The 24,544-nt window shown below is 59.8% G+C and carries 20 protein-coding genes; 5 read left to right on the top strand and 15 right to left on the bottom strand.

What is annotated here, in order from left to right; genetic code table 11:
* Positions 1 to 1,182, bottom strand: a complete 1,182-nt coding sequence (locus tag ACODTD_RS25815) for a CaiB/BaiF CoA transferase family protein (protein WP_011335495.1) — start codon at positions 1,180 to 1,182, stop codon at positions 1 to 3.
* Between the two features lie 145 nt (positions 1,183 to 1,327).
* Positions 1,328 to 2,662 (bottom strand): dicarboxylate/amino acid:cation symporter, encoded by a 1,335-nt coding sequence (locus ACODTD_RS25820; RefSeq protein WP_007957758.1) that lies wholly within the window; start codon positions 2,660 to 2,662, stop codon positions 1,328 to 1,330.
* A gap of 353 nt (positions 2,663 to 3,015) precedes the next feature.
* Between ACODTD_RS25820 and ACODTD_RS25825 the strand changes: the two genes are divergently transcribed.
* Positions 3,016 to 4,011 carry an AraC family transcriptional regulator gene (locus ACODTD_RS25825; protein ID WP_201815969.1) on the top strand — a complete coding sequence of 332 codons (996 nt, stop codon included), beginning with the start codon at positions 3,016 to 3,018 and terminating at the stop codon, positions 4,009 to 4,011.
* 40 nt (positions 4,012 to 4,051) lie between these two features.
* Here the strand turns inward: ACODTD_RS25825 and ACODTD_RS25830 are convergent, their stop codons facing one another.
* From ACODTD_RS25830 to ACODTD_RS25845, 4 genes are all read right to left on the bottom strand, one after another.
* Complete coding sequence (locus ACODTD_RS25830) at positions 4,052 to 5,107, bottom strand: hypothetical protein (protein WP_201815973.1); 1,056 nt, start codon at positions 5,105 to 5,107, stop codon at positions 4,052 to 4,054.
* Between the two features lie 148 nt (positions 5,108 to 5,255).
* Positions 5,256 to 6,602 (bottom strand): ATP-binding protein, encoded by a 1,347-nt coding sequence (locus ACODTD_RS25835; RefSeq protein ID WP_221615381.1) that lies wholly within the window; start codon positions 6,600 to 6,602, stop codon positions 5,256 to 5,258.
* Complete coding sequence (locus ACODTD_RS25840; protein ID WP_011335499.1) at positions 6,599 to 7,276, bottom strand: response regulator transcription factor; 678 nt, start codon at positions 7,274 to 7,276, stop codon at positions 6,599 to 6,601. Before ACODTD_RS25840 ends, ACODTD_RS25835 begins: the two co-directional genes overlap by 4 nt.
* A gap of 104 nt (positions 7,277 to 7,380) precedes the next feature.
* The gene (locus ACODTD_RS25845; protein ID WP_064598671.1) at positions 7,381 to 7,986 is read right to left on the bottom strand and encodes a hypothetical protein; all 606 of its coding nucleotides are present in this window, start codon (positions 7,984 to 7,986) and stop codon (positions 7,381 to 7,383) included.
* Between the two features lie 142 nt (positions 7,987 to 8,128).
* Between ACODTD_RS25845 and ACODTD_RS25850 the strand changes: the two genes are divergently transcribed.
* Positions 8,129 to 8,920, top strand: coding sequence for a dienelactone hydrolase family protein (locus ACODTD_RS25850; RefSeq protein ID WP_201815977.1), 792 nt, complete (start codon positions 8,129 to 8,131; stop codon positions 8,918 to 8,920).
* Positions 8,921 to 9,012: 92 nt separating this feature from the next.
* Positions 9,013 to 9,738, top strand: coding sequence for a 4'-phosphopantetheinyl transferase family protein (locus tag ACODTD_RS25855; protein ID WP_201815979.1), 726 nt, complete (start codon positions 9,013 to 9,015; stop codon positions 9,736 to 9,738).
* A gap of 6 nt (positions 9,739 to 9,744) precedes the next feature.
* On the opposite strand, the gene ACODTD_RS25860 is transcribed toward ACODTD_RS25855, so the two are convergent.
* Both ACODTD_RS25860 and ACODTD_RS25865 read right to left on the bottom strand, forming a co-directional pair.
* Entirely contained in the window at positions 9,745 to 11,355 is a 1,611-nt protein-coding gene (locus tag ACODTD_RS25860; RefSeq protein WP_011335503.1) for an ATP-binding protein, read from the bottom strand.
* A complete protein-coding gene (locus ACODTD_RS25865; RefSeq protein ID WP_489105348.1) occupies positions 11,352 to 12,074 on the bottom strand; it encodes a response regulator in 723 nt (240 codons plus the stop codon). The genes ACODTD_RS25860 and ACODTD_RS25865 overlap by 4 nt, the downstream gene beginning before the upstream one ends.
* Positions 12,075 to 12,809: 735 nt before the next feature.
* Between ACODTD_RS25865 and ACODTD_RS25870 the strand changes: the two genes are divergently transcribed.
* The gene (locus tag ACODTD_RS25870) at positions 12,810 to 15,704 is read left to right on the top strand and encodes a ribonucleoside-diphosphate reductase subunit alpha (protein WP_011335505.1); all 2,895 of its coding nucleotides are present in this window, start codon (positions 12,810 to 12,812) and stop codon (positions 15,702 to 15,704) included.
* Positions 15,705 to 15,864: 160 nt separating this feature from the next.
* Here ACODTD_RS25870 and ACODTD_RS25875 read toward each other — a convergent pair whose 3' ends face one another.
* From ACODTD_RS25875 to ACODTD_RS25905, 7 genes are all read right to left on the bottom strand, one after another.
* The gene (locus ACODTD_RS25875) at positions 15,865 to 18,282 is read right to left on the bottom strand and encodes a beta strand repeat-containing protein (RefSeq protein ID WP_489105349.1); all 2,418 of its coding nucleotides are present in this window, start codon (positions 18,280 to 18,282) and stop codon (positions 15,865 to 15,867) included.
* 295 nt (positions 18,283 to 18,577) lie between these two features.
* Positions 18,578 to 19,909, bottom strand: coding sequence for a flagellar hook protein FlgE (gene flgE / locus ACODTD_RS25880; RefSeq protein ID WP_011335507.1), 1,332 nt, complete (start codon positions 19,907 to 19,909; stop codon positions 18,578 to 18,580).
* A gap of 30 nt (positions 19,910 to 19,939) precedes the next feature.
* Positions 19,940 to 20,668, bottom strand: coding sequence for a flagellar hook assembly protein FlgD (flgD, locus tag ACODTD_RS25885; protein WP_011335508.1), 729 nt, complete (start codon positions 20,666 to 20,668; stop codon positions 19,940 to 19,942).
* 15 nt (positions 20,669 to 20,683) lie between these two features.
* Complete coding sequence (gene flgC, locus ACODTD_RS25890; protein ID WP_007960329.1) at positions 20,684 to 21,127, bottom strand: flagellar basal body rod protein FlgC; 444 nt, start codon at positions 21,125 to 21,127, stop codon at positions 20,684 to 20,686.
* Positions 21,128 to 21,130: 3 nt separating this feature from the next.
* On the bottom strand, positions 21,131 to 21,538 hold the full coding sequence (gene flgB / locus ACODTD_RS25895; RefSeq protein ID WP_489105350.1) for a flagellar basal body rod protein FlgB: 408 nt from the start codon (positions 21,536 to 21,538) through the stop codon (positions 21,131 to 21,133).
* Positions 21,539 to 21,776: 238 nt separating this feature from the next.
* On the bottom strand, positions 21,777 to 22,604 hold the full coding sequence (cheR, locus tag ACODTD_RS25900) for a protein-glutamate O-methyltransferase CheR (protein WP_007960327.1): 828 nt from the start codon (positions 22,602 to 22,604) through the stop codon (positions 21,777 to 21,779).
* Positions 22,605 to 22,651: 47 nt separating this feature from the next.
* Positions 22,652 to 23,584, bottom strand: coding sequence for a chemotaxis protein CheV (locus ACODTD_RS25905; RefSeq protein WP_011335509.1), 933 nt, complete (start codon positions 23,582 to 23,584; stop codon positions 22,652 to 22,654).
* 82 nt (positions 23,585 to 23,666) lie between these two features.
* Between ACODTD_RS25905 and flgA the strand changes: the two genes are divergently transcribed.
* On the top strand, positions 23,667 to 24,428 hold the full coding sequence (gene flgA / locus ACODTD_RS25910; RefSeq protein ID WP_080511025.1) for a flagellar basal body P-ring formation chaperone FlgA: 762 nt from the start codon (positions 23,667 to 23,669) through the stop codon (positions 24,426 to 24,428).
* The last annotated feature ends 116 nt before the right edge of the window (positions 24,429 to 24,544 follow it).

Raw genomic sequence — 24,544 nt, forward strand, 5'->3', positions numbered from 1 at the left:
TCAGGCGATCACTTTGGCTCGCCGCAATTCGGCAATACGCTCAACACTCAAGCCCAACTCCCCCAACACCTGATCCGTATGCTGCCCCAGCGCTGCCCCCACATGCCGCGGCGCCGGCAACGCCTTGGAAAACTTCAGCGGGCAAGCGATCTGCGCCTGCGCCGAACCATCTCCACGCGGCACCTGAGTCACCAGTTCCCGCGCCTGCAATTGCGGATGCTGCACCGCCTCGCCCAGGTTCAACACCGGTTCGACACAGGCGTCGATCGCGGCGAACAGCTCGCACAGTTCAGCAAAGTCATGCTTCTCGAACTCGACCTTCAAGGCGTCCTTGAGCGCCCGCTGCTGCTCGGGTTTGGGCGACAAACCCTGCGCCGCCAGTTCCGGCCGGCCCAGCGCCGCACACAGTTGCTGCATGAAGGCCGGTTCCAGACTGCCCACCGACATCCAGCGCCCGTCGCGGGAGCGGTAGTAATCGTAGAAGCTGCCGCCATTGAGCATCTGATCTTCCCAGCCCGGCTCCTCGCCGCAGGCCAGATACCCGGCACCGGCCATGGCATTCAGGCTGAATGCACAGTCGGTCATGCTCACGTCCAGATGGGTGCCCTGCCCGGTTTGCTGACGGGAAATCACCGCTGCCAACAGGCCGATCACCCCGTGCAGCGAGCCGCCGGCGACATCCGCCACCTGCATGCCCAGCGGCAACGGCCCGCTGTCGGCGCGGCCGGTGTAACTGGAGAGCCCGGCCAGCGCCAGATAGTTGATGTCGTGGCCGGCGCGATCCTTGTACGGCCCGGTCTGGCCGTAACCGGTAATCGACACATAAATCAGCTTCGGATTGATCGCCTTCAGCGTCTCGTAACCCAGCCCCAGGCGCTCCATCACTCCGGGTCGGAATTGCTCCAGCACGATGTCGTAATCCACCAGCAACTGCTTCACCAGCTCCAGCGCCTCGGGCTGCTTGAGGTCCAGGGCCAGGCTGCGCTTGTTGCGATTGAGATAAGCGTGACTGGCCGAGCCACCGTGATCGTGGGGCGGCAACACCCGCACCAGGTCGAGACGGGTCGGCGACTCGATGCGCAGCACTTCGGCGCCCATGTCCGCCAGCAGCAGCGAGGCGAACGGCCCCGGCAGCAGGGTCGAGAAATCCAGAATCTTCAGTGAGGCCAACGGTGCAGACATGGGCAATCTCCATCAACGATGCATGCAGCCTAGGCAGCCCTCGGCGATGGGGCAATTACCGGATGCATCAGTTGTGCTGACCGTTGCGCTCAAACAGCAGGCAAGAAAAAACCCGCCGAAGCGGGTTTTTCCATTCAAGCGATGCTTACTTCACATTGCTCGGGGTCGGGCCTTCGGCCACGCCCAGGTCATCTTCAGGACGGGTATCGGCGATACCGCGACCGCCCGAGGCCAGCTCGGCGTCCAGCACGTCGGTGTCCAGCTCCTTGACCCACTTGGCCACAACGATGGTGGCAACGGCGTTGCCGACCAGGTTGGTCAGGGCACGGGCTTCGGACATGAAGCGGTCGATACCCAGGATCAGCGCCAGACCGGCCACCGGCAGGTGACCTACCGCCGACAGGGTGGCCGCCAGCACGATGAAGCCCGAACCGGTCACACCGGCGGCGCCTTTGGAGGACAGCAGCAACACCACCAGCAGGGTGATCTGGTGAGTGATGTCCATGTGGGTGTCGGTCGCCTGAGCGATGAACACGGCCGCCATGGTCAGGTAGATTGCGGTGCCGTCGAGGTTGAACGAGTAGCCGGTCGGGATCACCAGACCTACCACCGATTTCTTCGCGCCCAGACGCTCCATCTTGATCAGCATGCGTGGCAGTACCGATTCCGAAGAGGAAGTACCCAGCACGATCAGCAGTTCTTCACGGATGTAGCGGATCATTTTCAGCACGCTGAAACCGTGCATGCGGGCGATACCGCCGAGCACGATCAGGATGAACGCCAGGCAAGTGATGTAGAAGCAGATCATCAGTTGACCCAGCTGTACCAGCGAGCCGACACCGTAGGCACCGATGGTGAACGCCATCGCACCGAAGGCACCGATGGGCGCGAGCTTCATGATCATGTTGATGATGTTGAACATCACGTGAGCGAAGCGATCGATGAAGTCCAGGATCGGCTTGCCGTAGGCACCCAGGCGGTGCAGGGCGAAACCGAAGATCACCGAGAACATCAGCACTTGCAGGATGTCACCGGTGGCGAACGCGCCGACGATGGTGGTCGGGATCACGTTGAGCAGGAAGCCGACAACGCTCTGGTCTGCGCCTTGAGCAACATAGGTCGCGACTTTCGAGGCGTCGAGGGTGCTGACGTCGATGTGCATGCCGTTGCCCGGTTGCACGATGTTGACCACGATCAGGCCCACCAGCAGTGCGATGGTCGAAACGATTTCGAAGTACAGGAGTGCGTAGCCGCCGGTCTTGCCGACCGATTTCATGTTCTGCATGCCGGCGATGCCGCTGACCACGGTGCAGAAGATGATCGGGGCGATGATCATTTTGATCAGTTTGATGAACCCGTCACCCAGCGGCTTTACGGCCACGCCGAACTGCGGGTAGTAGTGGCCGAGCGCAATACCGATACAGATTGCGACGATCACCTGGAAATACAGGGATTTGTACAGTGGCTGACGAGTCGTCATTGCAAAGTTCCTCAAGAGTCCCGCGCGGCAACATCCATCTGTTGAACGCGACACCTGAATTGCGAACCCTCCTGCACTGGAGGGATTTGTTGTGTCGAACGGCGCTGTTCCGGACCGGCTCGGCGCACGCTTCTGTCGCTCTTATCGCAAACGTCGTGCCACTTTGGTGCAAATCGCTGCAAGCCTTTTGATATCAGGGGATACGGCTTTTTCTGTGTCACCATTCGGTGACTCAAGTGTGGCGGATTTCCGCCAACTCGCCCGACCTCGTCCTACAATTTGGCGGAAATCCGCCTTGTTACCGATCAAAGGCAGCAGCTACCATCGGTCGCCCGAGGAAGGATCTGCCGCCCATGCGCGAACGCACCATCGCCAGTCACTTTGCCCGCGCCGCCCTCGGTGGCGCGGGGCGCTCGGGTTACGACTATTCGGACCTGCTGCAGCAACTGGGTATCAGCCCCGAACTGCTCGACGAGCCGCGCGCGCGGATCGCCCCGGAACAATTCACCCAACTGATCCAGAACTTGTGGCTGGCCCTGGACGACGAATACCTGGGTTTTGGCAACGCACCGAGCAAACCCGGCAGCTTCGCCATGATGTGCCACGCGATCATTCATTGCCGCAGCCTGGAAAAGGCTCTGCAACGCGGCTTATTGTTTTATAGCCTATTCCCCGAAGCTCCGCGTCTGACCCTGACCCATGAAGACGAATGGGTGCGCCTGAGTCTCGACGATGCGCAATTGTGGGACCCGGATCACTTTCTCAGCGAGAGCCTGCTGGTGATCTGGCATCGCCTCGGCAGCTGGCTGATCGGCCAGCGGATTCGTCTGGAACAGGCGAGCTTCAGCTACCCGAAACCGGCGCACGGGGCGGAATACGACCTGCTGTTTTCCTGCCCGCTGGAATTTTCGGCAGCGCAAAGCAGCCTGGTGTTTCACAGTCGCTATCTGCACATGCCGCTGTTGCAGGACGAACGCACCCTCAAGCATTTCCTCGAACGCTCCCCCGCCGACCTGCTGTCCCGCCCGGACGACGGCAACAGCCTGAGCAGCCGGCTGCGTCGCTTGCTCAGCCATGACAGCGCACGCTGGCCGGACCTCGAAGCGGTGGCGGCGCACCTGCACATCAGCCCGCAAACCCTGCGCCGGCATTTGCGCGAGGAAGGCACCAGTTTTCAGGAATTGAAGGATCAGTTGCGCCGGGACATCGCGATTTATCACCTGGGGCGCGCGGATCTGTCGTTGCAACAGATCGCCGAACAACTCGGTTTCTCCGAGCCGTCGGCGTTTCATCGGGCGTTCAAGAAGTGGACGGGGCTGACGCCGGGGGCTTATCGGGCGCAGGCGTGAGTATCAATACAAGCCGATGGGCCGAAGCTCCAAGCGTTGATTATCTGTTTGTCGATACAGAAAGCCACATCAATGGAGAGCCAACGGCACCTCCCGACGCCCGTTCGACAATGCTGAAAGCCTTGGCGGCACCGCCTAACTGATCAGGCCTGTATGGAGCCCTGATTTTCAGATCCTTACCGATCTGGTGCGCTCCCAATGTCTGTTGCAAGGCATACACGGTTCCGACGGCACTCCCCCAAAAAACAAAGGTAAGTACATCTCCGATACTCATTCCGTGAGTGCGGAGCGTGATTGGAGTCTTTCCACTTTCATCGATTATCTCAAGACGGCCACTCTCGAAGGCTCCCAACGAGCCATGGTCAGGAACCGGGCTCCGCAAGTCACCTTCAACTTGAAACTCCGAAACGGGACTGGTCCATTGCTGCCCACCATTGTTCACGGTGTATACAAACGCAACATGGCCATACTTGTTCGCCTTCAGGTGACGGGGTTCAACAGGAATTATGACGTCCTTGCCTGCATCACTCGCCTCGATCCGAAAGTACTTGACCCAACTGGACTCGCAATCAGACCCATGACAGAAAAGGGCAACCAGTGCACCAGGTGAGAGCGCATCTGACGCCCTGATCCTTAGACTCACCCCCTTGTCAGCCAATTCCGAAGAGATGCGAGTGCCTTCGACCTCATCCAACTCAGGCCAATAAATCACGCCCTCAGCCAGATACAAGGTCTTGGGTGAAAAGGGAGGATCAATGAATAAATAGTCGTAGGAGAGTTCCAGAGGTTGGCCTCTGAGGTCAATCGCACGATTGGCGGGTATGACGAGAGTCGTATCCTTATCAGCCGTCGTGATGGTTGTGACGTTCGCCCAATCCGACGACGAATATCTCGTACGAACATGAGCAACCAAAGGTGCCCCGACCTTTTGTCCTGAAAAATAAGGAATTCGAAATGTCATGTCCTTACTCGACACAGTAAGGGGAATCACTCCGTTCTTCGCTCCATCAATCGAAGATGCAGGAAGATCAATTCTGCGTCGGCGCTTCGCCTGAACAATTTTTTTCTGTTCTTGAGCAGTGATGAACGCAACCATTTCCAGTCTCCCTGTTCCGAAAGCATCACGGCTCGATCCCATGATGGACAAAAACAGAGTGTTGGAAATACGCGGAATGAACCACTGTCAGATCTGACAGTGGCGATGAATGGCCATAACCCCGGCGCCACCTGAAAGAGACTCGGCTTCACACAGCCGGGAAATGAATCCTGAACGCCGCCCCACCCATCGGTGAATCCCCCAGCGTCAATTTCGCGCTGTAGCTCTCGATGATGTCCTTGACCACCGCCAGCCCGATGCCCTGCCCCGGGTGCTGGCGGTCCAGGCGTTCGCCGCGTTCGAGAATCCGTGCGCGCTGATCCGGTGGTACGCCGGGGCCGTCGTCTTCGATGCACAGCTCCATTCCGGAATGGCTTTCACGCACGCTGATGCGCACTTCGCCCAGACACAGGCGGTAGGCGTTTTCCAGCAAGTTGCCCATCATTTCCAGCAAGGCGCCCTGCTCGATCGGCACATAGCAATGCTCCGGCAGATCGAAGGCGACGCGTACGTGTTTGTCGCGGTAGACCTTGTCCAGCGTGTCGCACAGGCTTTGCAGCACCGGGCGCAGGCGCACCTGATGGCGCACCAGACCGCTTTTGCGCAGGCTGGCGCGTTGCAACTGGTAGCCGATCTGCTGGCTCATGCGTTCGATCTGGGTTTGCAGCACCCAGGCCTGATCGCGGTCTTCGGGGCGCTGTGCCATGTCTTCGCTGACGCCTTGCAACACCGCCAGCGGGGTTTTCAGGCTGTGGGCCAGATCGTCGAGGGAGTCGCGGTAACGGCTGCGTTGCTGGCGTTCGCTGTGCAGCAGGCGGTTGAGCGAACCGGTCAGGCGCAGCAGTTCGCGCGGGTGTTGTTCGCTGAGGCTTTCTAGGGTTCCGCCTTCGATTTCGTCGAGCTCCTGACTGAGCCGGCGCAAGGCTTTCAGGCCCCAGGTCAGGCCGATCCACAGCAGTGCGAGCAGCACCAGCAACGCTGCGCCAAAACCGAGGTAGAGATTTTCCCGCAGCCCTTCGAGGGTGGTTTCGTATTCGCGCACCGGTTGCAGGGCCACGATGCTGAAGGCCGCGCTCTTGCCGCCGAGCAGTTTGACTTCAACGTCGTAGACGAAGAATTCCTGGCCGTTGGTTTCACGGATCCGCGCGAACTCGTTGCCGAGGCCGTCGTAGCGCGGCGTGTAGTTGATCTTCTCTTCCTGGGTGCCCTTCGAGCGCCAGACCAGGTGCCCTTCGCGGTCATAGATGTAGCCGAGCAGGCGATTGTCCGTGAGGTTGAAGCGCTCGTCGGGCAACTGTGCCGGCATCATCAAGCGGTTGTTTTCAACCCGTGCGGCGGAGATCAGCGTGGTGACATCGGACGCCAGCCGTTGCTCGATCGAGTCCTGCAGCGCCAGGCTGAAAGCGCCCTGCATCGCCGGGAGCAAGGCGAGCATGAACAACACCGCCAGGGTGGTGGCGGCGAGCATCAGCCGGACGCGAAGGGAACGGATCAAGTGCAACGCTCATTGAACAGGTAACCGAGGCCGCGCACGGTGTCGATCGGCTTGAACCCGGCCGGGCCTTCGAGCTTGCGACGCAGACGGCCGACCAGCACTTCGATCACGTTCGGATCGCGCTCGTCGTCATCCGGGTACAGCTGCTCCATCAGCCGATCCTTGGGCACCACTTGCTGGTGATGACGCATGAGGTATTCGAGAATCCGGTATTCGTAGGCGGTCAGCGCCAGCGGTTGCTCGTCGAGGGTCGCCTGCTTGCGATTGAGGTCGAGCAACAGCGGGCCGGCGACAATGGTCGACTGGGTGAAACCGCTGGAGCGGCGCAGCAAGGCATTGAGTCGCGCTTCAAGTTCTTCGAACTGGAACGGCTTGACCAGATAATCGTCAGCCCCGGCTGCCAGACCTTCGACCTTGTCTTGCCAGTTGCCGCGCGCGGTGAGGATCAGGATCGGAAACGTCTTGCCGCCCGAGCGCAGCTGGCGGATCAGGTCGAGGCCACTCATGCCCGGCAGTCCAAGGTCGATCACCGCCAGGTCAAAGTTGAATTGCCCGGTCTGGTACAACGCCTCTTCGGCATTGGCCACGGACTCGACCACGTGACCGCTCTCCGTCAGGCGGGTTTGCAGGTGATGGCGCAACAGCGCTTCATCTTCGACGACCAACAGTTTCATGACGCTCTCCCGGGTAAATCGACAACTCCAAAGGCTTTCGCCTCACATGGCTGCGCCGGGTCGGCCCTCGAAGGACGACCCGGCGCGGGCCTGACGCCAATCGCTTAGAAAGCGTAGTTGGCCGACAGGTAAGTCTGGGCGCTGCTGGTCAAGTCCAGCGAGCCTTGCTTGCTGCCGCCGCTCTCTTTCATCTCGGTGCTGGCGTTGCTGCGCAGGTAACGGTAACCGAGTTCGACCGAGGTGTTCTGCGAGACTTGCTGCAGCACACCGAACTGACCGCCGACCGCGTAACCGATGTCGCTGTCGCGGCTGTAGCCCGGCGAATCCTGGGTCAACTTGGTCAGACCGGCCGTGGCACCGCCGAACAGCTTGGTGCTGCCGCCCACCGGGTAGAACAGATCGTAGCTGCCCAGCAGGTTTTCCTGGCGCAGTTTAATGCCATTGTGCGAGCCCGACACGTTGTCGTAGGTGGCGTAGTAGCGACCCTGGCTGTTTTGCTGACCCAGGCGCAGGCCGTAGGTGTTGTTGCCGTCGATGGCCGCAGTGGCGTCCGGGTGGCCGAGGTTGTCGTTCAGGGCGTTGGATTTTTTGATCTTGTCGCTGGTCTGGCCAAAGGTCAGGCCGGCGAAGTTGCTGGTGGTGTCGGCATGGGCCGCGATACTGGCGCTCATTACGGTAAAAGCCAGCAGCAGTTTATTTAAACGAGTCATGGAGTTTCCTCTTTCACAGTGCTGTTTGGGTATGGCGCAAGGTTACTGCCCCTCCCCTGTACCGCCCCTGAACGCTCTCTGAACCTGGCCTGAATGAAATGAACTAGGCTGTTTTGACCCTTTATTGTCAGGAGACCCGATCATGCGCCTGCTTCTAACCCTCGCCCTCCTTGTCTTCAGCGGCCTCAGCCAGGCTGCGATCAAGACCGAGGAAATCCCCTATCAGAGTGCTGACGGCACCCAGCTGATCGGTTACTACGCCTACGACGACGCGATCAAGGGCCCGCGCCCCGGCGTGGTGGTGGTGCATGAATGGTGGGGCCTGAACGACTACGCCAAGCGTCGCGCCCGGGACCTTGCCGGGCTCGGCTACAGCGCGCTGGCCATCGACATGTACGGTGAAGGCAAGAACACCGAGCACCCGAAAGACGCGATGGCCTTCATGCAGGCGGCCACGCAGAACGCCGATGCAGCGAGCAAGCGCTTTCAGGCCGGGCTGGATCTGTTGAAGAAACAGCCGCAGACCGACAAGGATAAAATCGCCGCCATCGGTTACTGCTTCGGCGGTGGCGTGGTGCTGAATGCGGCGCGTCAGGGTGTGCCGCTGGCCGGCGTGGTGAGCTTCCACGGTGCGCTGGCCACCAAGACGCCGGCTACGCCGGGCAGCGTGAAGGCGAAAGTCCTCGTCGAGCACGGCGCGCTGGACAGCATGGTCACCCCGGACAACGTCGCGGCGTTCAAGTCGGAAATGGACAAGGCCGGCGCCGACTATCAATTCGTCAGTCTCGACGGTGCCAAGCACGGCTTCAGCAATCCTGACGCGGATCGCCTGAGCCACGGCGATCACGGTGGCCCGGATATCGGCTACAACAAGGCCGCCGATGAAAAATCCTGGTCGGACATGCAGGCGTTCTTCAAGAAAATCTTTGGCTGATTCCAGTTAACCGATCGTTCCTGCGCTCTGCGTAGGAACGATCACTTCCTCTGCACTATCCAGCCTGAAGACAACCCGGCAAAATGCCCGACATGACTGCCAGCCCTTTCCTCCCCGCCTGCTGCACTCCGCTCGATGCCCATTGGCCGCTGCCGACCGCATTGCCCGACACCGTGTTTATGAGCACCCATTTCGACCCGTCGCAACTGCTCGGCGATGACTTCCGCCGCAGCGCCATCGAGCCGCCGTCGAGCATCCAGCGTTCGGTGGCCAAGCGGCAGGCGGAATTTCTTGCCGGGCGGATTTGTGCACGGGCGGCGTTGCAGCAGCTGGAAGGCTCGAGCATTGTTCCGGCGATCGGCGAGGATCGCGCGCCCATTTGGCCGGCGCACATCTGCGGCTCGATCACCCACAGCACCGGCCGTGCGGCGGCGATTGTCGCCAACAAACAGCACTGGCGCGGGCTGGGCATGGACCTGGAAAACCTGCTCAACGCCGAACGCGCCGAACGACTGGCCGGAGAGATCCTGACCCCGCCGGAATTGCAGCGCATGGCCGCCGGTTCCCGGGATCAGATCGCACTCTGGGTGACCCTGACCTTTTCGGTGAAAGAAAGCCTGTTCAAGGCGCTGTACCCGATCGTGCAGCAGCGCTTCTACTTCGAACACGCCGAGGTTCTGGAGTGGAATGAACAGGGTCAGGTGCGGCTGCGGTTGCTGACGGATCTGTCCAGTGAATGGCGCAACGGCACGGAGCTCGATGCGCAATTCGGCGTGCAGGACGGGCAGTTGCTGAGCCTGGTCAGCATCCAGGCGTAAGCGGCTTCAGCGCCGCTCCTGATTCCTCGGCCAGCTCAGGCTGAAGCACGCTCCGCCCAGACTCTTGCTCTTGCCGATCAGCGCCCGGCCGTCGTGCCAGTGGATGATCCGCCGCACGATCGACAGGCCCAGCCCGTGTCCACCGGACGCCCGGGTGCGGCTGTCGTCCAGGCGCAGAAACGGCGTGAAGATTTTCTCCCAGGCGGTTTCCGGCACACCGGGACCGTCGTCCTCGACATCCACCCGACAGCGCATCTGCCCGACCTGATAGCTGACCGTGACCTTCGAGCGTGCATGGCGCATGGCATTACTCACCAGGTTCTGCAGGGCCCGGTGCAGGTAACGCGGCTCGGCCTCGACCCAGGCGTCATCGCAATCCGCCGCCGACAGGCACAAGCCGCGCTGTACCGTGACTTCGGCGCGCAGAGGCGCCAGCTCTTCGATCACCTGATTGACCAGTGCATCCAGATCGATGCGCTGGAAGGTCAGCGCCGGCGAGCCCTGCTCCAGCCGGGCGTACGTGAGCATTTCATCGACCAGTTTGTCGAGGTCCTCGATGTCGTGGTCCATGCCCTCGCGGTATTTTTCCAGCGCTTGTGGGGTGGTGGCCGAGCCGATCATCTCCAGGCCGAAACGCAGGCGCGCCACCGGCGTGCGCAATTCGTGGGACACCGCGCGCACCAGTTCACGCTGGATGGCGAGCAACTGCTGCAAGTGCTCGGCCATGCCGTTGAACGCCGCCGCCAGCTTGCCCACCGAGTCGGCACCCCGGGCCGGAACGCGAGTTTCCAGACTGCCTTTGGCGATGCGCGTGGCAGCAGCTTCGAGCCCGCGCAAACGCCGTTCGAGCTGGCGCACCAATAGATAGACGATCAGGCCGATCAGGGTCAGGCCGAGAGCGGCGATCAAAACCAGCCATTCCGGCGGGTACGGATTCATCTGATACAGCGGCCCGATTTCCAGCACCCACGGCGTGCCGACCATGCCGGCGAACACCCGGATCGAATCGCCGCCCTTGCCCAGCGCCATCACCGTATCGCCTTCGGACACTCGACGACTCTGGTCTTCGTCCATGTCGGCATCGCTGACGGTGACCAGCCGCAAATCGAAGCCGAAGCCTTTGTCTTCTTTCAACTGCGCCAGTCGTTTGGGCTGTTCGCCCACGGGCACCCGCACCAGCTCATCGGCCAACAGGTAGATGGTCGCCCGGGCCAGTTGCTCGCTGATCTGCTGCACCTCGCCCACCAGCACCAGTTGATCCTTGTCGCTGACCAGCCGATAGACCTTGGCCGCGTGCGGGCCGGTCTGCTCCACCAGGGCCTGGCCGCGCTGCACGCGAGTGCGCTGGGTCAGGTCGAGATCGGTCTGGGTGAAGGTCTTCAGCGCCAGCGGAATCCCGAGCAGCCGCTCCCACACCAGCAAGGCGCGATGGCGCTCGGTTTCGTTCATCGGTTGCAGGTTGTCGGCCATCAGCGAAAACGTGCCGTGGGCCAGACGCTCGCGGTATTGTTCGCTGCGCACCTGGTTGAGCAGGTGCAGCGCCAGCACGCCGAGTACCGCCACCAGAATCAGCGCCGCGCACATGCCGCCATAGATGCGCAGGAAGATCGAATTCACAGCGGCAGTTCTGCGCAGGCTTCCGGCACGAACAGGTAGCCTTTGCTGCGAATGGTCTTGATCAGGCGCGGGTGATCGGGGTCGTCGCCGATTTTCGGGCGGATGCGCGAGATGCGCACATCGATCGAGCGGTCCTGGCCGTCGTAACCGATGCCGCGCAGTGCGGTGAAGATTTCTTCCCGGGACAGGATGCGCCCGGCGTTGGACACCAGCAGCCAGAGCAGATCGAATTCGGCGCTGGTCAGCTCGATGCCACTGTCGCTGAGCCAGGCTTCACGCAAGGCGTTGTCCACCACCAGCGGGCCGAATTGCAGCCGACGCGGATTGCCCGCTGGCGCCTCCAGTGTGTCACTGCGTCGCAGCAGCGCCTGGATACGCGCCAGCAAGAGTCGCGGGCGTACCGGTTTGCAGACATAGTCGTCGGCGCCGAGGTCGAGGCCGAGGATCTGGTCGGCATCATCGGTGCGCGCGGTGAGCATCAGGATCGGCCCGTCGTAGCGATCGCGAACCTTGCGGCAAATGCTCAGGCCGTCTTCGCCGGGGAGCATCAGGTCGAGGATCACCAGGTCCGGCTGCTCCTTGATGATCCGCGCCGCCGCCAGCGCACCGTTGCCTTCGATTTCCACGCGCAATCCGTTGGCTTGCAGGTATTCACGGGTCAGTTCGGCCAGACGCTGGTCGTCCTCGACTATCAATACCTGCCAGGCTTCTTGCTCCACGGGTGACCTCTGCTTGCCGATGCTGCTTATAAAGGAAGGATCCTCCCGTCTTTTTGTCATCTTTAAGGAGGATAAGAATGCGTGCGCATGGGCCGATTGTATAAACGGCGTACAGCCAGAACACAAGTCGGTAAATGCGTTCGGACAAGGCGGTTTTTTGTGATAGGGTTCGCGCCCTTAAAAATCCGCTGAAGCGTTTTTCCCGGCGAAAAAACAGTGACAAACGGTCTAGCTCAGCAGGTTAGCGGCCTACACGTGAATTCGACATTTCGCACACAATTTACGCACAGGGTTATCCACAGGCTGTCCGTTGCATTCCTCCCCCAAAACGCATTATCTTGTAGCCCGCGCTTGAAAAAACCCTACATGTAGGGGTTGAGGCCAAAAAACCAAACACAAACCGAACAGTGAATTCAAGGCTTTTTATTGCCATTGTCGGGTTGAACCAAACGTATTTTCAGAAGCCCAAACCGCGCCTGCGGATGGCTACCGTTTTTCAGTCGCGCGCGGCGTAAACGGTACGGGTGTTGCAGTCCCGAACTGCTCCCCGAAAGGAATGCGGTTTCACGCGTATCGCGCGAACCGAAGACTTCGGCATGGAAGCGGCGCCCACAAGGCCCCCTTCCTGAACTGTCCCGAAGTCGTTACCCGGCAACTGCCGGTTGTAGTGCTTCAGGACGGAACGGTGGGCACCGTGATGGTGCCCAAACAAACATAGAGAACGTGGAGACACCCATGCAAACCGACACAACTCGCGAGAACCCGCAGGGCACCTTGCCGCAGGCCGCCGATTCGAATTCGGATCTGGCTGCCACCGCGCCTGGTCAACTGCGTGTGATCAAGCGTAATGGCACTGTCGTTCCTTACACCGATGACAAGATCACCGTCGCTATCACCAAAGCGTTTCTCGCAGTTGAGGGCGGCACCGCTGCCGCCTCGTCGCGAATCCACGACACCGTTGCCCGCCTGACCGAACAGGTCACCGCGACCTTCAAGCGTCGCATGCCATCGGGCGGCACCATCCACATCGAAGAAATCCAGGACCAGGTCGAACTGGCCCTGATGCGTGCCGGCGAGCAGAAAGTGGCTCGCGACTACGTGATCTACCGCGATGCCCGCTCCAAGGAACGCGCCACCCGCACCACCGCCGAAGCTCCGGTACAGGCGCACCCGTCGATCCGCATCACCCGCGCCGACGGCAGCCTCGCGCCGCTGGACATGGGCCGCTTGAACACCATCGTCACCGAAGCCTGCGAAGGCCTGGCCGAAGTCGACGGCGACCTGATCCAGCGCGAAACCCTGAAGAACCTGTACGACGGCGTGGCCCTGAACGACGTCAACACCGCTCTGGTAATGACCGCCCGTACCCTGGTCGAGCGCGAGCCCAACTACTCGTTCGTGACCGCCCGCCTGCTGATGGACACCCTGCGCGCCGAAGGCCTGGGCTTCCTGGGCGTGGCCGAGAGCGCCACTCACCACGAAATGGCCGACCTGTACGCCAAGGCCCTGCCGGCCTACGTGGCCAAAGGTATCGAGTTCGAACTGCTGAACCCTGTGCTGGCCTCCTTCGACCTGGAAAAACTGGGCAAGGCGATCAACCACGAGCGCGACCAGCAATTCACCTACCTCGGCCTGCAGACCCTGTACGACCGTTACTTCATCCACAAGGATGGCGTGCGTTTCGAACTGCCGCAGATCTTCTTCATGCGCGTGGCCATGGGCCTGGCCATCGAAGAGAAGCAGAAAGAAGACCGTGCGATCGAGTTCTACAACCTGCTGTCCTCGTTCGACTACATGGCTTCGACCCCGACCCTGTTCAACGCCGGTACCCTGCGCCCTCAACTGTCGAGCTGCTACCTGACCACCGTGCCGGATGACCTGTCGGGCATCTACCACGCGATCCACGACAACGCCATGCTGTCGAAATTCGCCGGTGGCCTGGGCAACGACTGGACCCCGGTTCGTGCGCTGGGTTCGTACATCAAGGGCACCAACGGCAAGTCGCAAGGCGTGGTTCCGTTCCTGAAAGTAGTGAACGACACCGCCGTCGCCGTTAACCAGGGTGGCAAGCGCAAAGGCGCTGTGTGTGCCTACCTGGAAACCTGGCACATGGACATCGAAGAGTTCATCGAGCTGCGCAAGAACACCGGTGATGACCGTCGTCGTACCCACGACATGAACACCGCCAACTGGATTCCTGACCTGTTCATGAAGCGTGTCTTCGATGACGGCAAGTGGACCCTGTTCTCGCCATCCGAAGTACCGGACCTGCACGACCTGACCGGCAAGGCCTTCGAAGAGCGCTACGAGTACTACGAAGCCCTGACCGAATACCCGGGCAAGATCAAGCTGTTCAAGACCATCCAGGCCAAAGACCTGTGGCGCAAGATGCTGTCCATGCTGTTCGAAACCGGCCACCCATGGCTGACTTTCAAGGATCCGTGCAACCTGCGCAGCCCGCAGCAGCACGTCGGCGTGGTTCACAGCTCGAACCTGTGCACCGAGATCACCTTGAACACCAACAAGGACGAGATCGCGGTCTGCAACCTGGGCTCGATCAACCTGCCGAACCACATCGTCGACGGCAAGCTGGACACCGCCAAGCTCAAGCGCACCATCGACGTTGCGGTGCGCATGCTCGACAACGTGATCGACATCAACTACTACTCGGTACCGCAGGCGAAGAACTCCAACTTCCGTCACCGTCCGGTCGGTCTGGGCATCATGGGCTTCCAGGACGCGCTGTACCTGCAGCACATCCCTTACGGTTCCGACGCTGCCGTCGAGTTCGCCGACAAGTCGATGGAAGCGGTCAGCTACTACGCGATCCAGGCGTCCTGCGACCTGGCCGACGAGCGCGGCTCGTACGAGACGTTCCAGGGTTCGCTGTGGTCCAAAGGCGTACTGCCGCTGGATTCGCAACAGATCCTGATCGAAGCACGTGGCCAGAAGTACATCGACGTCGACCTGACCGAGTCCCTGGACTGGGCACCGGTTCGCGCCCGTGTACAGAAAGGCATCCGTAACTCGAACATCATGGCCATCGCACCGACCGCGACCATCGCCAACATCACCGGCGTCTCGCAGTCGATCGAACCGACCTACCAGAACCTCTACGTGAAATCGAACCTGTCGGGCGAATTCACCGTGATCAACCCGTACCTGGTTCGCGACCTGAAGGCTCGCGGTCTGTGGGATTCGGTCATGATCAACGACCTGAAGTACTACGACGGTTCGGTTCAGCAGATCGAGCGCATCCCGCAAGAACTCAAAGAGCTCTACGCGACCGCGTTCGAAGTGGACACCAAGTGGATCGTTGACGCCGCCAGCCGTCGTCAGAAGTGGATCGACCAGGCCCAGTCGCTGAACCTGTACATCGCTGGTGCATCGGGCAAGAAGCTGGACGTGACCTACCGCATGGCCTGGTACCGTGGTCTGAAAACCACCTACTACCTCCGTGCCCTGGCCGCGACCAGCACCGAGAAGTCGACCATCAACACCGGCAAGCTGAACGCTGTATCCAGCGGCGGCAACCACGGCGACGACTCGGTCCTGGCAGCCCCTGCCGGCCCTGCTCCAGTACCGAAGGCTTGCGCCATCGACGAGCCGGATTGCGAAGCTTGCCAATAAGCTGAGCTGAATCGGGCGTTGCGAAACGCCTGATCCGAGAAACCCCCGACAGACTTCTGGTTTGTCGGGGGTTTTCTTTTAGTCGGTGAAAAACTCCAGGCAAAAAAATGGCGAACCCTGTATCACAGGTTCGCCTTTTTTTGCGAGTAGCGACTTACCGTCAGACCATCGACAGCTCGGCCGATGCCTGTCCTACCACCGGAATGGTGAAGGAATCGCCGTTGTTGGTGTAGAAGGTTTCAATGGTGTTGCCCCCCTTGTTCCAGTCCTTCAGGAACAGACCCGAGTCCAGGTTGCCATTCTGTACGTCAACAGCATTGAAGATGTAGACGCCCTGATCGTTTGACATGATGCGGACATCATTGAAGCTCTGGATATTTTTCAGAGTCACAATATCGATACCCGTAGTGCCCTCATCGAAAATCGCGACCATGGTTTTGGAGGACACGAAGTACGAATCGCTGCCCTCGCCGCCGTAAGCATCACCCGACGCACTCAGGTACAACTTATCCGCGCCCGCACCGCCACGCAGTTCATAACCGTGCCCCAGGCCCATCAACGTATCGTTACCATCGCCGCCGTCGGCGACACCTGAAATGACCGTAATGTTGTCATTGCCAGCCTCACCATAGAAGACAGAACCGACATCGCGCACATAGCCAATGATGTAATCATCGCCATTACCGCCATAAATGATGTCAGCCTGGTTATCCGTCGCGAACGGTACAGCCAGGGCCCCCGTATTGGTGAAGCTATGACCGTACAGCGTGTCGCTGCCATCACCGCCATACAGGATGTCGTTACCGTCACCCCCTTCCAGCATGTTGGCGTAGCCATTACCGGTCAGGGTGTCATTGAAGGCTGAGCCCACCAGGTTATCGATATTGGTGAGTACATCACCCTGAGCATCGCCGCCGACACCAGTGCCGGTCAGAAGATTGACCTGCACAGCACTGGAACTGTTGACGTACCAGGCCGAGTCTCCTCGCCCCACCCCAATCAATGTATCCGCGCCTCCGCCACCGATAAAGCTTTCCCTTAATGCGTTAGAGCCGGTGAAAGTATCGGCATAAGCAGAGCCTTGGAATGCCTCGATCGACGTGTAGAAATCCCCCGCCGCAATACCGGTAAGCACCGCAGCGCTGAGATCCAGCGTGACGCCAGAGTTTTCGCCCGCAAAGCTGAGAATGTCGTTGCCATCGCCACCATCAAAACGATCCACGCCGGCACTCCCGACAAAGATATCGCCGTAACTGGAACCCCGGATCTGTTCGATACCGTTATATGTATCGCCAGCGGCGATACCGGTATTCACGCCGGTTTTGGTGTTGATGGTCACACCCGCCGCACTGTCGCCGTAACTGACCGTGTCAAAACCATCGCCACCGAAGAATTGGTCAGCACCCGCTCCGCCAAACAAGTAGTCGTTACCGACACCACCGGTAATGACGTTGTCCAAGGCGTTGCCGTAACCGGTGAAGCTACCGGTGCCGACGTAGGTCAGGCGCTCGACGTTGGCCGCCAGTGTCTGGTTGAGCATGATCGTGCGCACTTCGTCATCACCGCCACCCGCGGCTTCGATGACATTCACCCCGGTGCCGTTGATGTAGTAGATGTCATCGCCAGCGCCACCGTTCAGGATGTTGCCTGAGGTTTGCGCAGTCAGGACGTCATTGAAAGACGAGCCGATGACAGTTTCGAACTCCCACAGCTTGTCGCCCTGAGCATCACCACCCACACCCACAACGCCGCCGACCAGGCTCACCGTCACGCCGCTGGACGAGCCGGAATAATCAATGGTGTCGGTACCGCCCGAACCGTAGAACTGATCCGCCGCTTCACCACTGATAAAGGTGTCGTTGCTACCTGAGCCCTGAAGTGCTTCGATCCCCACATACGTATCGCCTGCGGCGATACCGGTGTTCACACCGGTCTTGGTGTTGATCGTCACCCCGACTCCGCTGTCGCCATAGCTCACGATGTCGTTGCCGGCACCACCAATGAACTGGTCAGCACCCGCTCCGCCAAACAAGTAGTCGTTACCGACACCACCGGTAATGACGTTGTCCAAGGCGTTGCCGTAACCGGTGAAGCTACCGGTGCCGACGTAGGTCAGGCGCTCGACGTTGGCCGCCAGTGTCTGGTTGAGCATGATCGTGCGCACTTCGTCATCACCGCCACCCGCGGCTTCGATGACATTCACCCCGGTGCCGTTGATGTAGTAGATGTCATCGCCAGCACCACCGTTCAGGGTATTGCCTGAAGTTTGCGCGGTCAGAACGTCATTGAAGGACGAGCCGATCACTGCCTCAATGGAGGTCAGCGTATCCCCCTGGGCGTCTGCGCCAACACCTGTTCCGGTAGCCAGATTGACCGTAACCCCAGCTGTCGAGTTGGCATAGGACGCGGTATCGATACCGTTCCCGCCATTCAAGATGTCCGCACCAGCCCCGCCATCCAGCAGGTCGTTACCCTCGCCACCACTCAACGAGTCGTTCCCTGCAAACCCAAATAACTCATCCGCACTTGACGTGCCTACCAATGTGTCCGTACCCGATGTTCCGTTTATAACCGCCATTGTTTCTTCCTTGCCTTGTGGGATGAATCGATAGTCAACGCAACGCTGCAGAATCGCCTCTTTAGAACCTATGCGCTTTGAGCATGATCATTTATGTGACGTTTAACCGTCCGCTAACCAGAGGTCTTCATGACCTATGAAAGTTTGACGCGCACGCTCTCTCTATTCGGCGAGTGTGCAATTACTGCACCACTGTGGCCGACGAACGGTAGGTGATTTGAAGGAAGCCTGATAACGGGCAAAAAAAACCGACGCCCAAGGGCGTCGGTTTTCAGTGAAGCGTACTAAACCCCAATCAAGTCATCTGAATGATGGTCTGCATGATGGTGCTCTGGGTGGAAATGGTCTTGGCGTTCGCCTGATAGTTGCTCTGGCCCTTGATCAGGTCTACCAGTTCATTGGTCAGGTTGACGTTCGACTCTTCCAGCGAGTTCGACACAACCTCACCCAACGTACCGGTTTTCGGCGCGTCGTAACCCGGGACACCCGATGCGAAAGTCTCTTTCCAGCCGGTGCCACCGATCGGCTGAAGGCCTTGCTCGTTGGTGAAGCTGGCCAGTGCAACCTGGCCGATGGCCTTGCTCTGGTTGTTACTGAAGTTGGCGAACAGCGTGCCGGTGCCGTCGATGGTCAGGTTGGTGATCTGGCCGGTGGCGTAACCATCCTGAGTCGGGATCGAACGCGCGGTGTCAGCGTTGTACTGAGTGGTCTTGGCCAGGGAAATGGTCACACCTGCCGGGTTGGCTGCCGCACCGTTAGGGGTGAAGACGCCGTTGGTCACGGTTCCCGGTACCCAGCCAGTCAGCTTCAGGTCGCTGCTGATGATCGGGTTCGGTGCAGGAGCCGGCAACGTGCTTGGCGTGCTGACCTGCAGCAACTTGCCAGAACTGTCGAAGGTCAGGGTCGACGCGACTGGTGGCGTAGTGACCGGGTTGCTGCCGGTTGCGTCCGGGTTGCGCCCGTCTACCAGGGTGTAAACCTTCCAGGTGTTGTCGGAAGTTTTCACCATGTACTGATCCATGACGTGGGAGTTGCCCTGGGTGTCATAGATCGGGGTGCTGAACTGCTTGGTGTAGGACTCGAGCTTGGACGGATCGAACGGGAAAGCAGTCTGGTCGATCGGCTTCTCCGACGAGTTCAAGTTGATCGTCGACGTCACCGACGAAGTCGACTTCGGCGCCAGGTTCGAGGTGTCGATCTTGAGGTCGGTCAACACGCCGTTGATGATCTTGCCGTTGGAGTCCACACCGTAACCTTGCAGGCGCGAAGTGTAGTCGGTGTTGGTGATAAAGCCGTTGTTGTCGACCTTGAACGTACCGGCACGGGTGTAGGAAATCGAGCCGTTGTTGCTCATGGTGAAGAAACCGGAACCGTTGATGCCCATGTCCAGCACGTTGCCGGTGTTGTTGATGTCACCCTGGGTGAACTGCTGGGAAACGTTGGCCAGGCGCACACCGTTGCCGATGACCTTGCTGCCGCTGCCCAGTCGAGTCGACGAGTACACGTCTTCGAATTCCGCGCGGGAGGATTTGAAACCGGCGGTCGCGACGTTGGCGATGTTGTTGCCAGTCACGTCCAGTTGTTTGTTGGCTGCATAGAGACCGCTAAGGCCGATATTGAAAGACATATTCCACTCCTTTGTGCCGGTTAATCGGCTCTATATACCAATGGTTTGTACTTTGGACAGGGCGACCGTGCCCTTGCCGGACAGGTTGAGCATCAGCTCGCCGCCGGTCTGGCTGATCGTCACGCTGTTGACGGTGGCCGGCAGATAAGTTGCCAGGTCCGTCGCGGTGCCGTTGATCGACGCGTTGGCCTTGAAGGTGTAAGTACCGACTGGCACCAGGGTGCCGGACGAATCCTTGCCGTCCCAAGTAAAGCTGGCAGGACCGGCAGCGCGACTGCCCAGATCGATGGTACGGACGGTTTTGCCGCTGCTGTCGGTAATGGTCACGGTACCGCCGGCGATGGACGACGGAACAGTCGCCGTACCGGTCAGGCCTTTGCTCGGATCATCGAGTTGCGCGGTGTTGGTCTGCACGATCACGTTGCGGCCCACCAGCGACGAAGCCTGCAGGGCTTGCGACGAGTTGTAGTTGCCGGCCAGCGAACTGACGGTGCTGTTGAGGGTGGTGATCCCCTCGAGGCTGCTGAACTGCGCCAACTGGGCAACGAATGCGCTGTTGTCCTGCGGGTCCAGCGGGTTCTGGTTCTTCAGCTGGGTCACCAGCAGTTGCAGGAACGCGTCCTTTCCAAGCGCCTGACCGCCGGTCGCGCTATTGGTGGCCGAAGCAATGCCGCCGGTGGTAGTGCTACTGGTCTTCTTCGAAGAGTTGGCCAGTATGTCCTTCATCGTCAGGCTGCTGGTGGTATCGGAAACACTCATGGCAGTCGCCCCTTATCACTGACCGAGGGTCAGCACTTTCTGCATCATGGTTTTGGCGGTGTTCATCATTTCGGCGTTGGTCTGGAACGACCGGCTCGCGGAAATCATGTCAGCCATTTCTTCCACCACATTGACGTTCGGGTAGTAGACGTAGCCCTTGGCGTCGGCCGCCGGATGATTCGGCTCGTAGCGCGCTTCGAGGTTGCTCTGGTCTTCGACCACACCCATGACCTGCACGCCCTGACCGGCTGCGTCCTGGTTCTGGAACAGCGAATTGCTGCCGCCGCTCTGGCCGCCCTGGAACATGGTGGCGAACACCGGGTGACGGGCGCGATAAGTCTGGTCGATGCTCGACGAAACGGTCTCGGCGTTGGCGATGTTCGAGGCCACGGTGTTGAGACGGGTGGTCTGGGCGCTCATGCCGCTGCCGGCAATGTTGAAAACGCTGGACAGGGACATGGATTACTCTCCGCGCAGGGCTGACACCAGCCCTTTGAATTTGCTGTTGAGCAGGGTGAAGCTGGCCTGGAAGCCGACGGCGTTTTCCGCGTAGTTCGACTGTTCCAGCTGGGCGTCCACGGTGTTCTGGTCGATCGACGGCTGCATCGGCGTGCGATACATCAGCGACTCGTCGCCATTGCCCAGGCCTTCAGCTTCGATGTGACGGCTGTTGGTCATGTTCAGGGCGATGTTGCCGTTGGCGTTCTTCTGGCTCTGTGCTTCGAGCACTTTGGAGAACTCCAGATCCCGCGCCTTGTAATTCGGGGTGTCGGCGTTGGCGATGTTGTTGGCCAGCACTTCGGCACGCTGGGCGCGGAAGCCCAGAGCCTTTTCGTGAATGCCGAGCGCTTTATCGAAGCTGATGCTCATGTCGGGAACCTTCAGGTGACCGGATTTTTCGTAACAGGGTTATAGCAAGCGTCGTGCCAGTTTGAGAAAGCCCCGGATTACGGGGCCTTGCGCGGAAACGGCAACGCGGCAATGCCAGAAAAGCGGCAACCGGTTTCCGCCGGATGCCGCTTTTCTGCCGCCTGCCCACCGGCAAAACCTTTGGGCATAAAAAAACGGGAGCCCTGAGGACTCCCGTTTCCTGTGTTGCCGGTCTTGATCACTTCGCCTGGTAGATGATCCCCGGGCTGCACTGAACCATCTGGTAATGATCCGGCAGACCGTTCAGCGCTTCGGAAGCGCCAAGGAACAGATAACCGCCCGGCTTCAGCGTGCTATGAATGCGCAACAGGATGTCTTTCTTCACCTCGGCGGAGAAGTAGATCAGCACGTTGCGGCAGAACACGATGTCGAACTTGCCCAGGCTTGCGTAGCTGTCGAGCAGGTTGAACGAGCGGAATTCCACACGGTTCTTGATCGGCGCCTTGATCACCCAGCGCCCCGGCCCTTTCGGGTCGAAGTAGCGCTGCAGGCGATCGGCGGACAGACCGCGACCGATCGCCAGGCTGTCGTACTCGCCGGTCTTGCAGTTGGTCAGCATGCTGCCGGACAGATCAGTAGCGACGATCTGCACGCCCATCTTCAACTGGCCGATGTTGGTCCGCTCGAACTCATCGATCGACATCGACAGCGAATACGGTTCCTGACCCGACGAACAGGCCGCCGACCAGATCCGCAGACGCTGGTTGGGAGCGGCCTTGATCGCTTCGGGCAGCACCTTGTTCTTCAAGACTTCAAACGGATAGGTGTCGCGAAACCACAGGGTTTCGTTGGTCGTCATGGCATCGACCACCTGCTCACGCAAACCGCTGCGCGGCTGGGTCTGGATGCGCTGTACCAGCTCACCCAGGGACTTGATGCCTTGCTGCTCCATCAGTTTGTTGAGACGGCTCGACACCAGGTACTGCTTGTTTTCACCGAGCAAAATGCCACAGGCTTTTTCCAGGAAGACCCGGAACTGTTCGAAATCCAAATTACCCGTAGACAAATGATGCCGCCTCTTAAATCGTGTTGAACGCCGAGGGCAGAAGGCCCTTAGCTGATATCTGCTGCTTTGATCCGGTCGACTACCCGGGATGCCAGGTCATCAGGACGGAACTTGGCCAGGAAGTCATCGGCACCGACTTTCTTGACCATCGCCTGATTGAACACACCCGACAACGAAGTATGCAGGATGATATGAAGCTTTTGCATGCGAGGGTCGCTGCGGATCTCGGCCGTCAGGGTGTACCCGTCCATCTCCGGCATTTCGATGTCGGAGATCATCATCAGGAACTCTTCTTCCGGCTTCTTGCCCTCGTCGACCAGCTTGCGCAGGTAATCGAGCGCCTGCCTGCCGTCGTTCAACGCCACCACTTCGACGCCGACCGTCTGCAGGCAACGCGTCACCTGCTTACGCGCCACCGACGAGTCGTCGACCGTCAGCACCCGCAGCGACAACGCCTTGCTCTGGGTCTCGACATCCACCACGCCGACCGAAATCGCTTCCGGTGTCGGCGCAACTTCCGCCAGCACCTTCTCGACGTCGATGATTTCGACTAACTGATTGTCGACCCGAGTCACAGCGGTCAGGTAATGATCGCGTCCGGTGCCCTTGGGCGGCGGATGAATCTCTTCCCAGTTCATGTTCACGATACGTTCGACCGAGCGCACCAGAAAACCCTGGGTCTTGGTGTTGTATTCCGTGATGATCACGAACGGACTGTTCTTGTCTTTCAAAGCACCGGAGCCGGTCGCCATCGCCAGATCAAGGATCGGAATGGTCGCCCCCCGGATATTCGCCACCCCGCACACGACAGGACTGGACTTGGGCATCAGCGTCAGTTGCGGGCACTGCAGCACTTCCCGAACCTTGAACACGTTGATCCCGTAGAGCTGCTGGCCGTCAAGACGGAACAACAACAGCTCCAGGCGATTCTGCCCCACCAGTTGCGTGCGCTGGTTCACCGAATCCATTACACCAGCCATGCCCAGACTCCTACACCAACGCCAAGTGTTGTTGCGACGCACATTCATTGCTAAACGGCACGGCGCTTGCTTTTTAACTCGTATGAACGCTCAAACGACATTTTTCCGACGCCTGACATCTCCCCTCCGCAGAGGGCTTTGCGCGATGTCCGCCGTTTGCCTTTTTTTCGCTGGCAGCCCTGCCGGTGCTGATGCGGTTACCTTGCCTGACATGCTTATCGGCGTCACTCAGGGCTTTCTTGAATTCACCGTAGAAGACTATCTGGCTACCAGTCAAACGGAAGGCCGTTATGAAATCGAGGTCAACCAGCTCGATCCACGCATGCGCATGCCTATGTGCGACAAGGAATTGACAGCGACACTGGAGAGTCCGGCACGTCCTTTGGGCCGTGTCACGGTGAAGGTCCGCTGCGAAGGCGCCTCCCCCTGGACGGTGTTCGTGCCCGCTCAAGTCCGCCTGTTTCGCGAGATTGTCACGACCACGCGGCCACTCAAACGCGCCGGCATCATCGAGCCGCAGGACGTGACCTTGCGCGAGCGCGACGTCAGCACGATCAACCAGGGTTTCCTGACGTCGGTGGATGAAGCCATCGGACAGAAATTGACCCGACCAACGGTCGCCGATCAAGTCATTACCCTGGTGCATCTGGAACAGGCGGAAGTGGTTCGCAAGGGCGATCAAGTGGTGATCACCGCCCGCAGCGGTACCCTCGCCGTCCGGATGCCGGGCGAAGCGCTGGCCAACGGCGGCCTGAAAGAACAGATTCGGGTGAAAAACCTCAACTCCCAACGGGTCATCAAGGCGCAGGTTGTGGCGCCCGGCCAGGTGGAAGTAGCGATGTAAGCGGCGAGTGAGCGGCAGAATGAACGGATATTTGAAAAGCCCCTGAGCGTTTGGCAGAAAACTGGCGCTGACCAGAGCTGTTCCCTAAACTGTGCCGCAGCAGGATCTGCAACGGC

The organism is Pseudomonas sp. FG35 (assembly GCF_057809295.1).

Bases quoted from the DNA above. Each gene is read 5' to 3' on its own strand.
- ACODTD_RS25815 (WP_011335495.1), bottom strand. From the start codon at position 1,182: ATGTCTGCACCGTTGGCCTCACTGAAGATTCTGGATTTCTCGACCCTG.
- ACODTD_RS25820 (WP_007957758.1), bottom strand. From the start codon at position 2,662: ATGACGACTCGTCAGCCACTGTACAAATCCCTGTATTTCCAGGTGATC.
- ACODTD_RS25825 (WP_201815969.1), top strand. From the start codon at position 3,016: ATGCGCGAACGCACCATCGCCAGTCACTTTGCCCGCGCCGCCCTCGGT.
- ACODTD_RS25830 (WP_201815973.1), bottom strand. From the start codon at position 5,107: ATGGTTGCGTTCATCACTGCTCAAGAACAGAAAAAAATTGTTCAGGCG.
- ACODTD_RS25840 (WP_011335499.1), bottom strand. From the start codon at position 7,276: ATGAAACTGTTGGTCGTCGAAGATGAAGCGCTGTTGCGCCATCACCTG.
- ACODTD_RS25845 (WP_064598671.1), bottom strand. From the start codon at position 7,986: ATGACTCGTTTAAATAAACTGCTGCTGGCTTTTACCGTAATGAGCGCC.
- ACODTD_RS25850 (WP_201815977.1), top strand. From the start codon at position 8,129: ATGCGCCTGCTTCTAACCCTCGCCCTCCTTGTCTTCAGCGGCCTCAGC.
- ACODTD_RS25855 (WP_201815979.1), top strand. From the start codon at position 9,013: ATGACTGCCAGCCCTTTCCTCCCCGCCTGCTGCACTCCGCTCGATGCC.
- ACODTD_RS25870 (WP_011335505.1), top strand. From the start codon at position 12,810: ATGCAAACCGACACAACTCGCGAGAACCCGCAGGGCACCTTGCCGCAG.
- ACODTD_RS25875 (WP_489105349.1), bottom strand. From the start codon at position 18,282: ATGGCGGTTATAAACGGAACATCGGGTACGGACACATTGGTAGGCACG.
- flgE (WP_011335507.1), bottom strand. From the start codon at position 19,909: ATGTCTTTCAATATCGGCCTTAGCGGTCTCTATGCAGCCAACAAACAA.
- flgD (WP_011335508.1), bottom strand. From the start codon at position 20,668: ATGAGTGTTTCCGATACCACCAGCAGCCTGACGATGAAGGACATACTG.
- flgC (WP_007960329.1), bottom strand. From the start codon at position 21,127: ATGTCCCTGTCCAGCGTTTTCAACATTGCCGGCAGCGGCATGAGCGCC.
- flgB (WP_489105350.1), bottom strand. From the start codon at position 21,538: ATGAGCATCAGCTTCGATAAAGCGCTCGGCATTCACGAAAAGGCTCTG.
- ACODTD_RS25905 (WP_011335509.1), bottom strand. From the start codon at position 23,584: ATGGCTGGTGTAATGGATTCGGTGAACCAGCGCACGCAACTGGTGGGG.
- flgA (WP_080511025.1), top strand. From the start codon at position 23,667: ATGAACGCTCAAACGACATTTTTCCGACGCCTGACATCTCCCCTCCGC.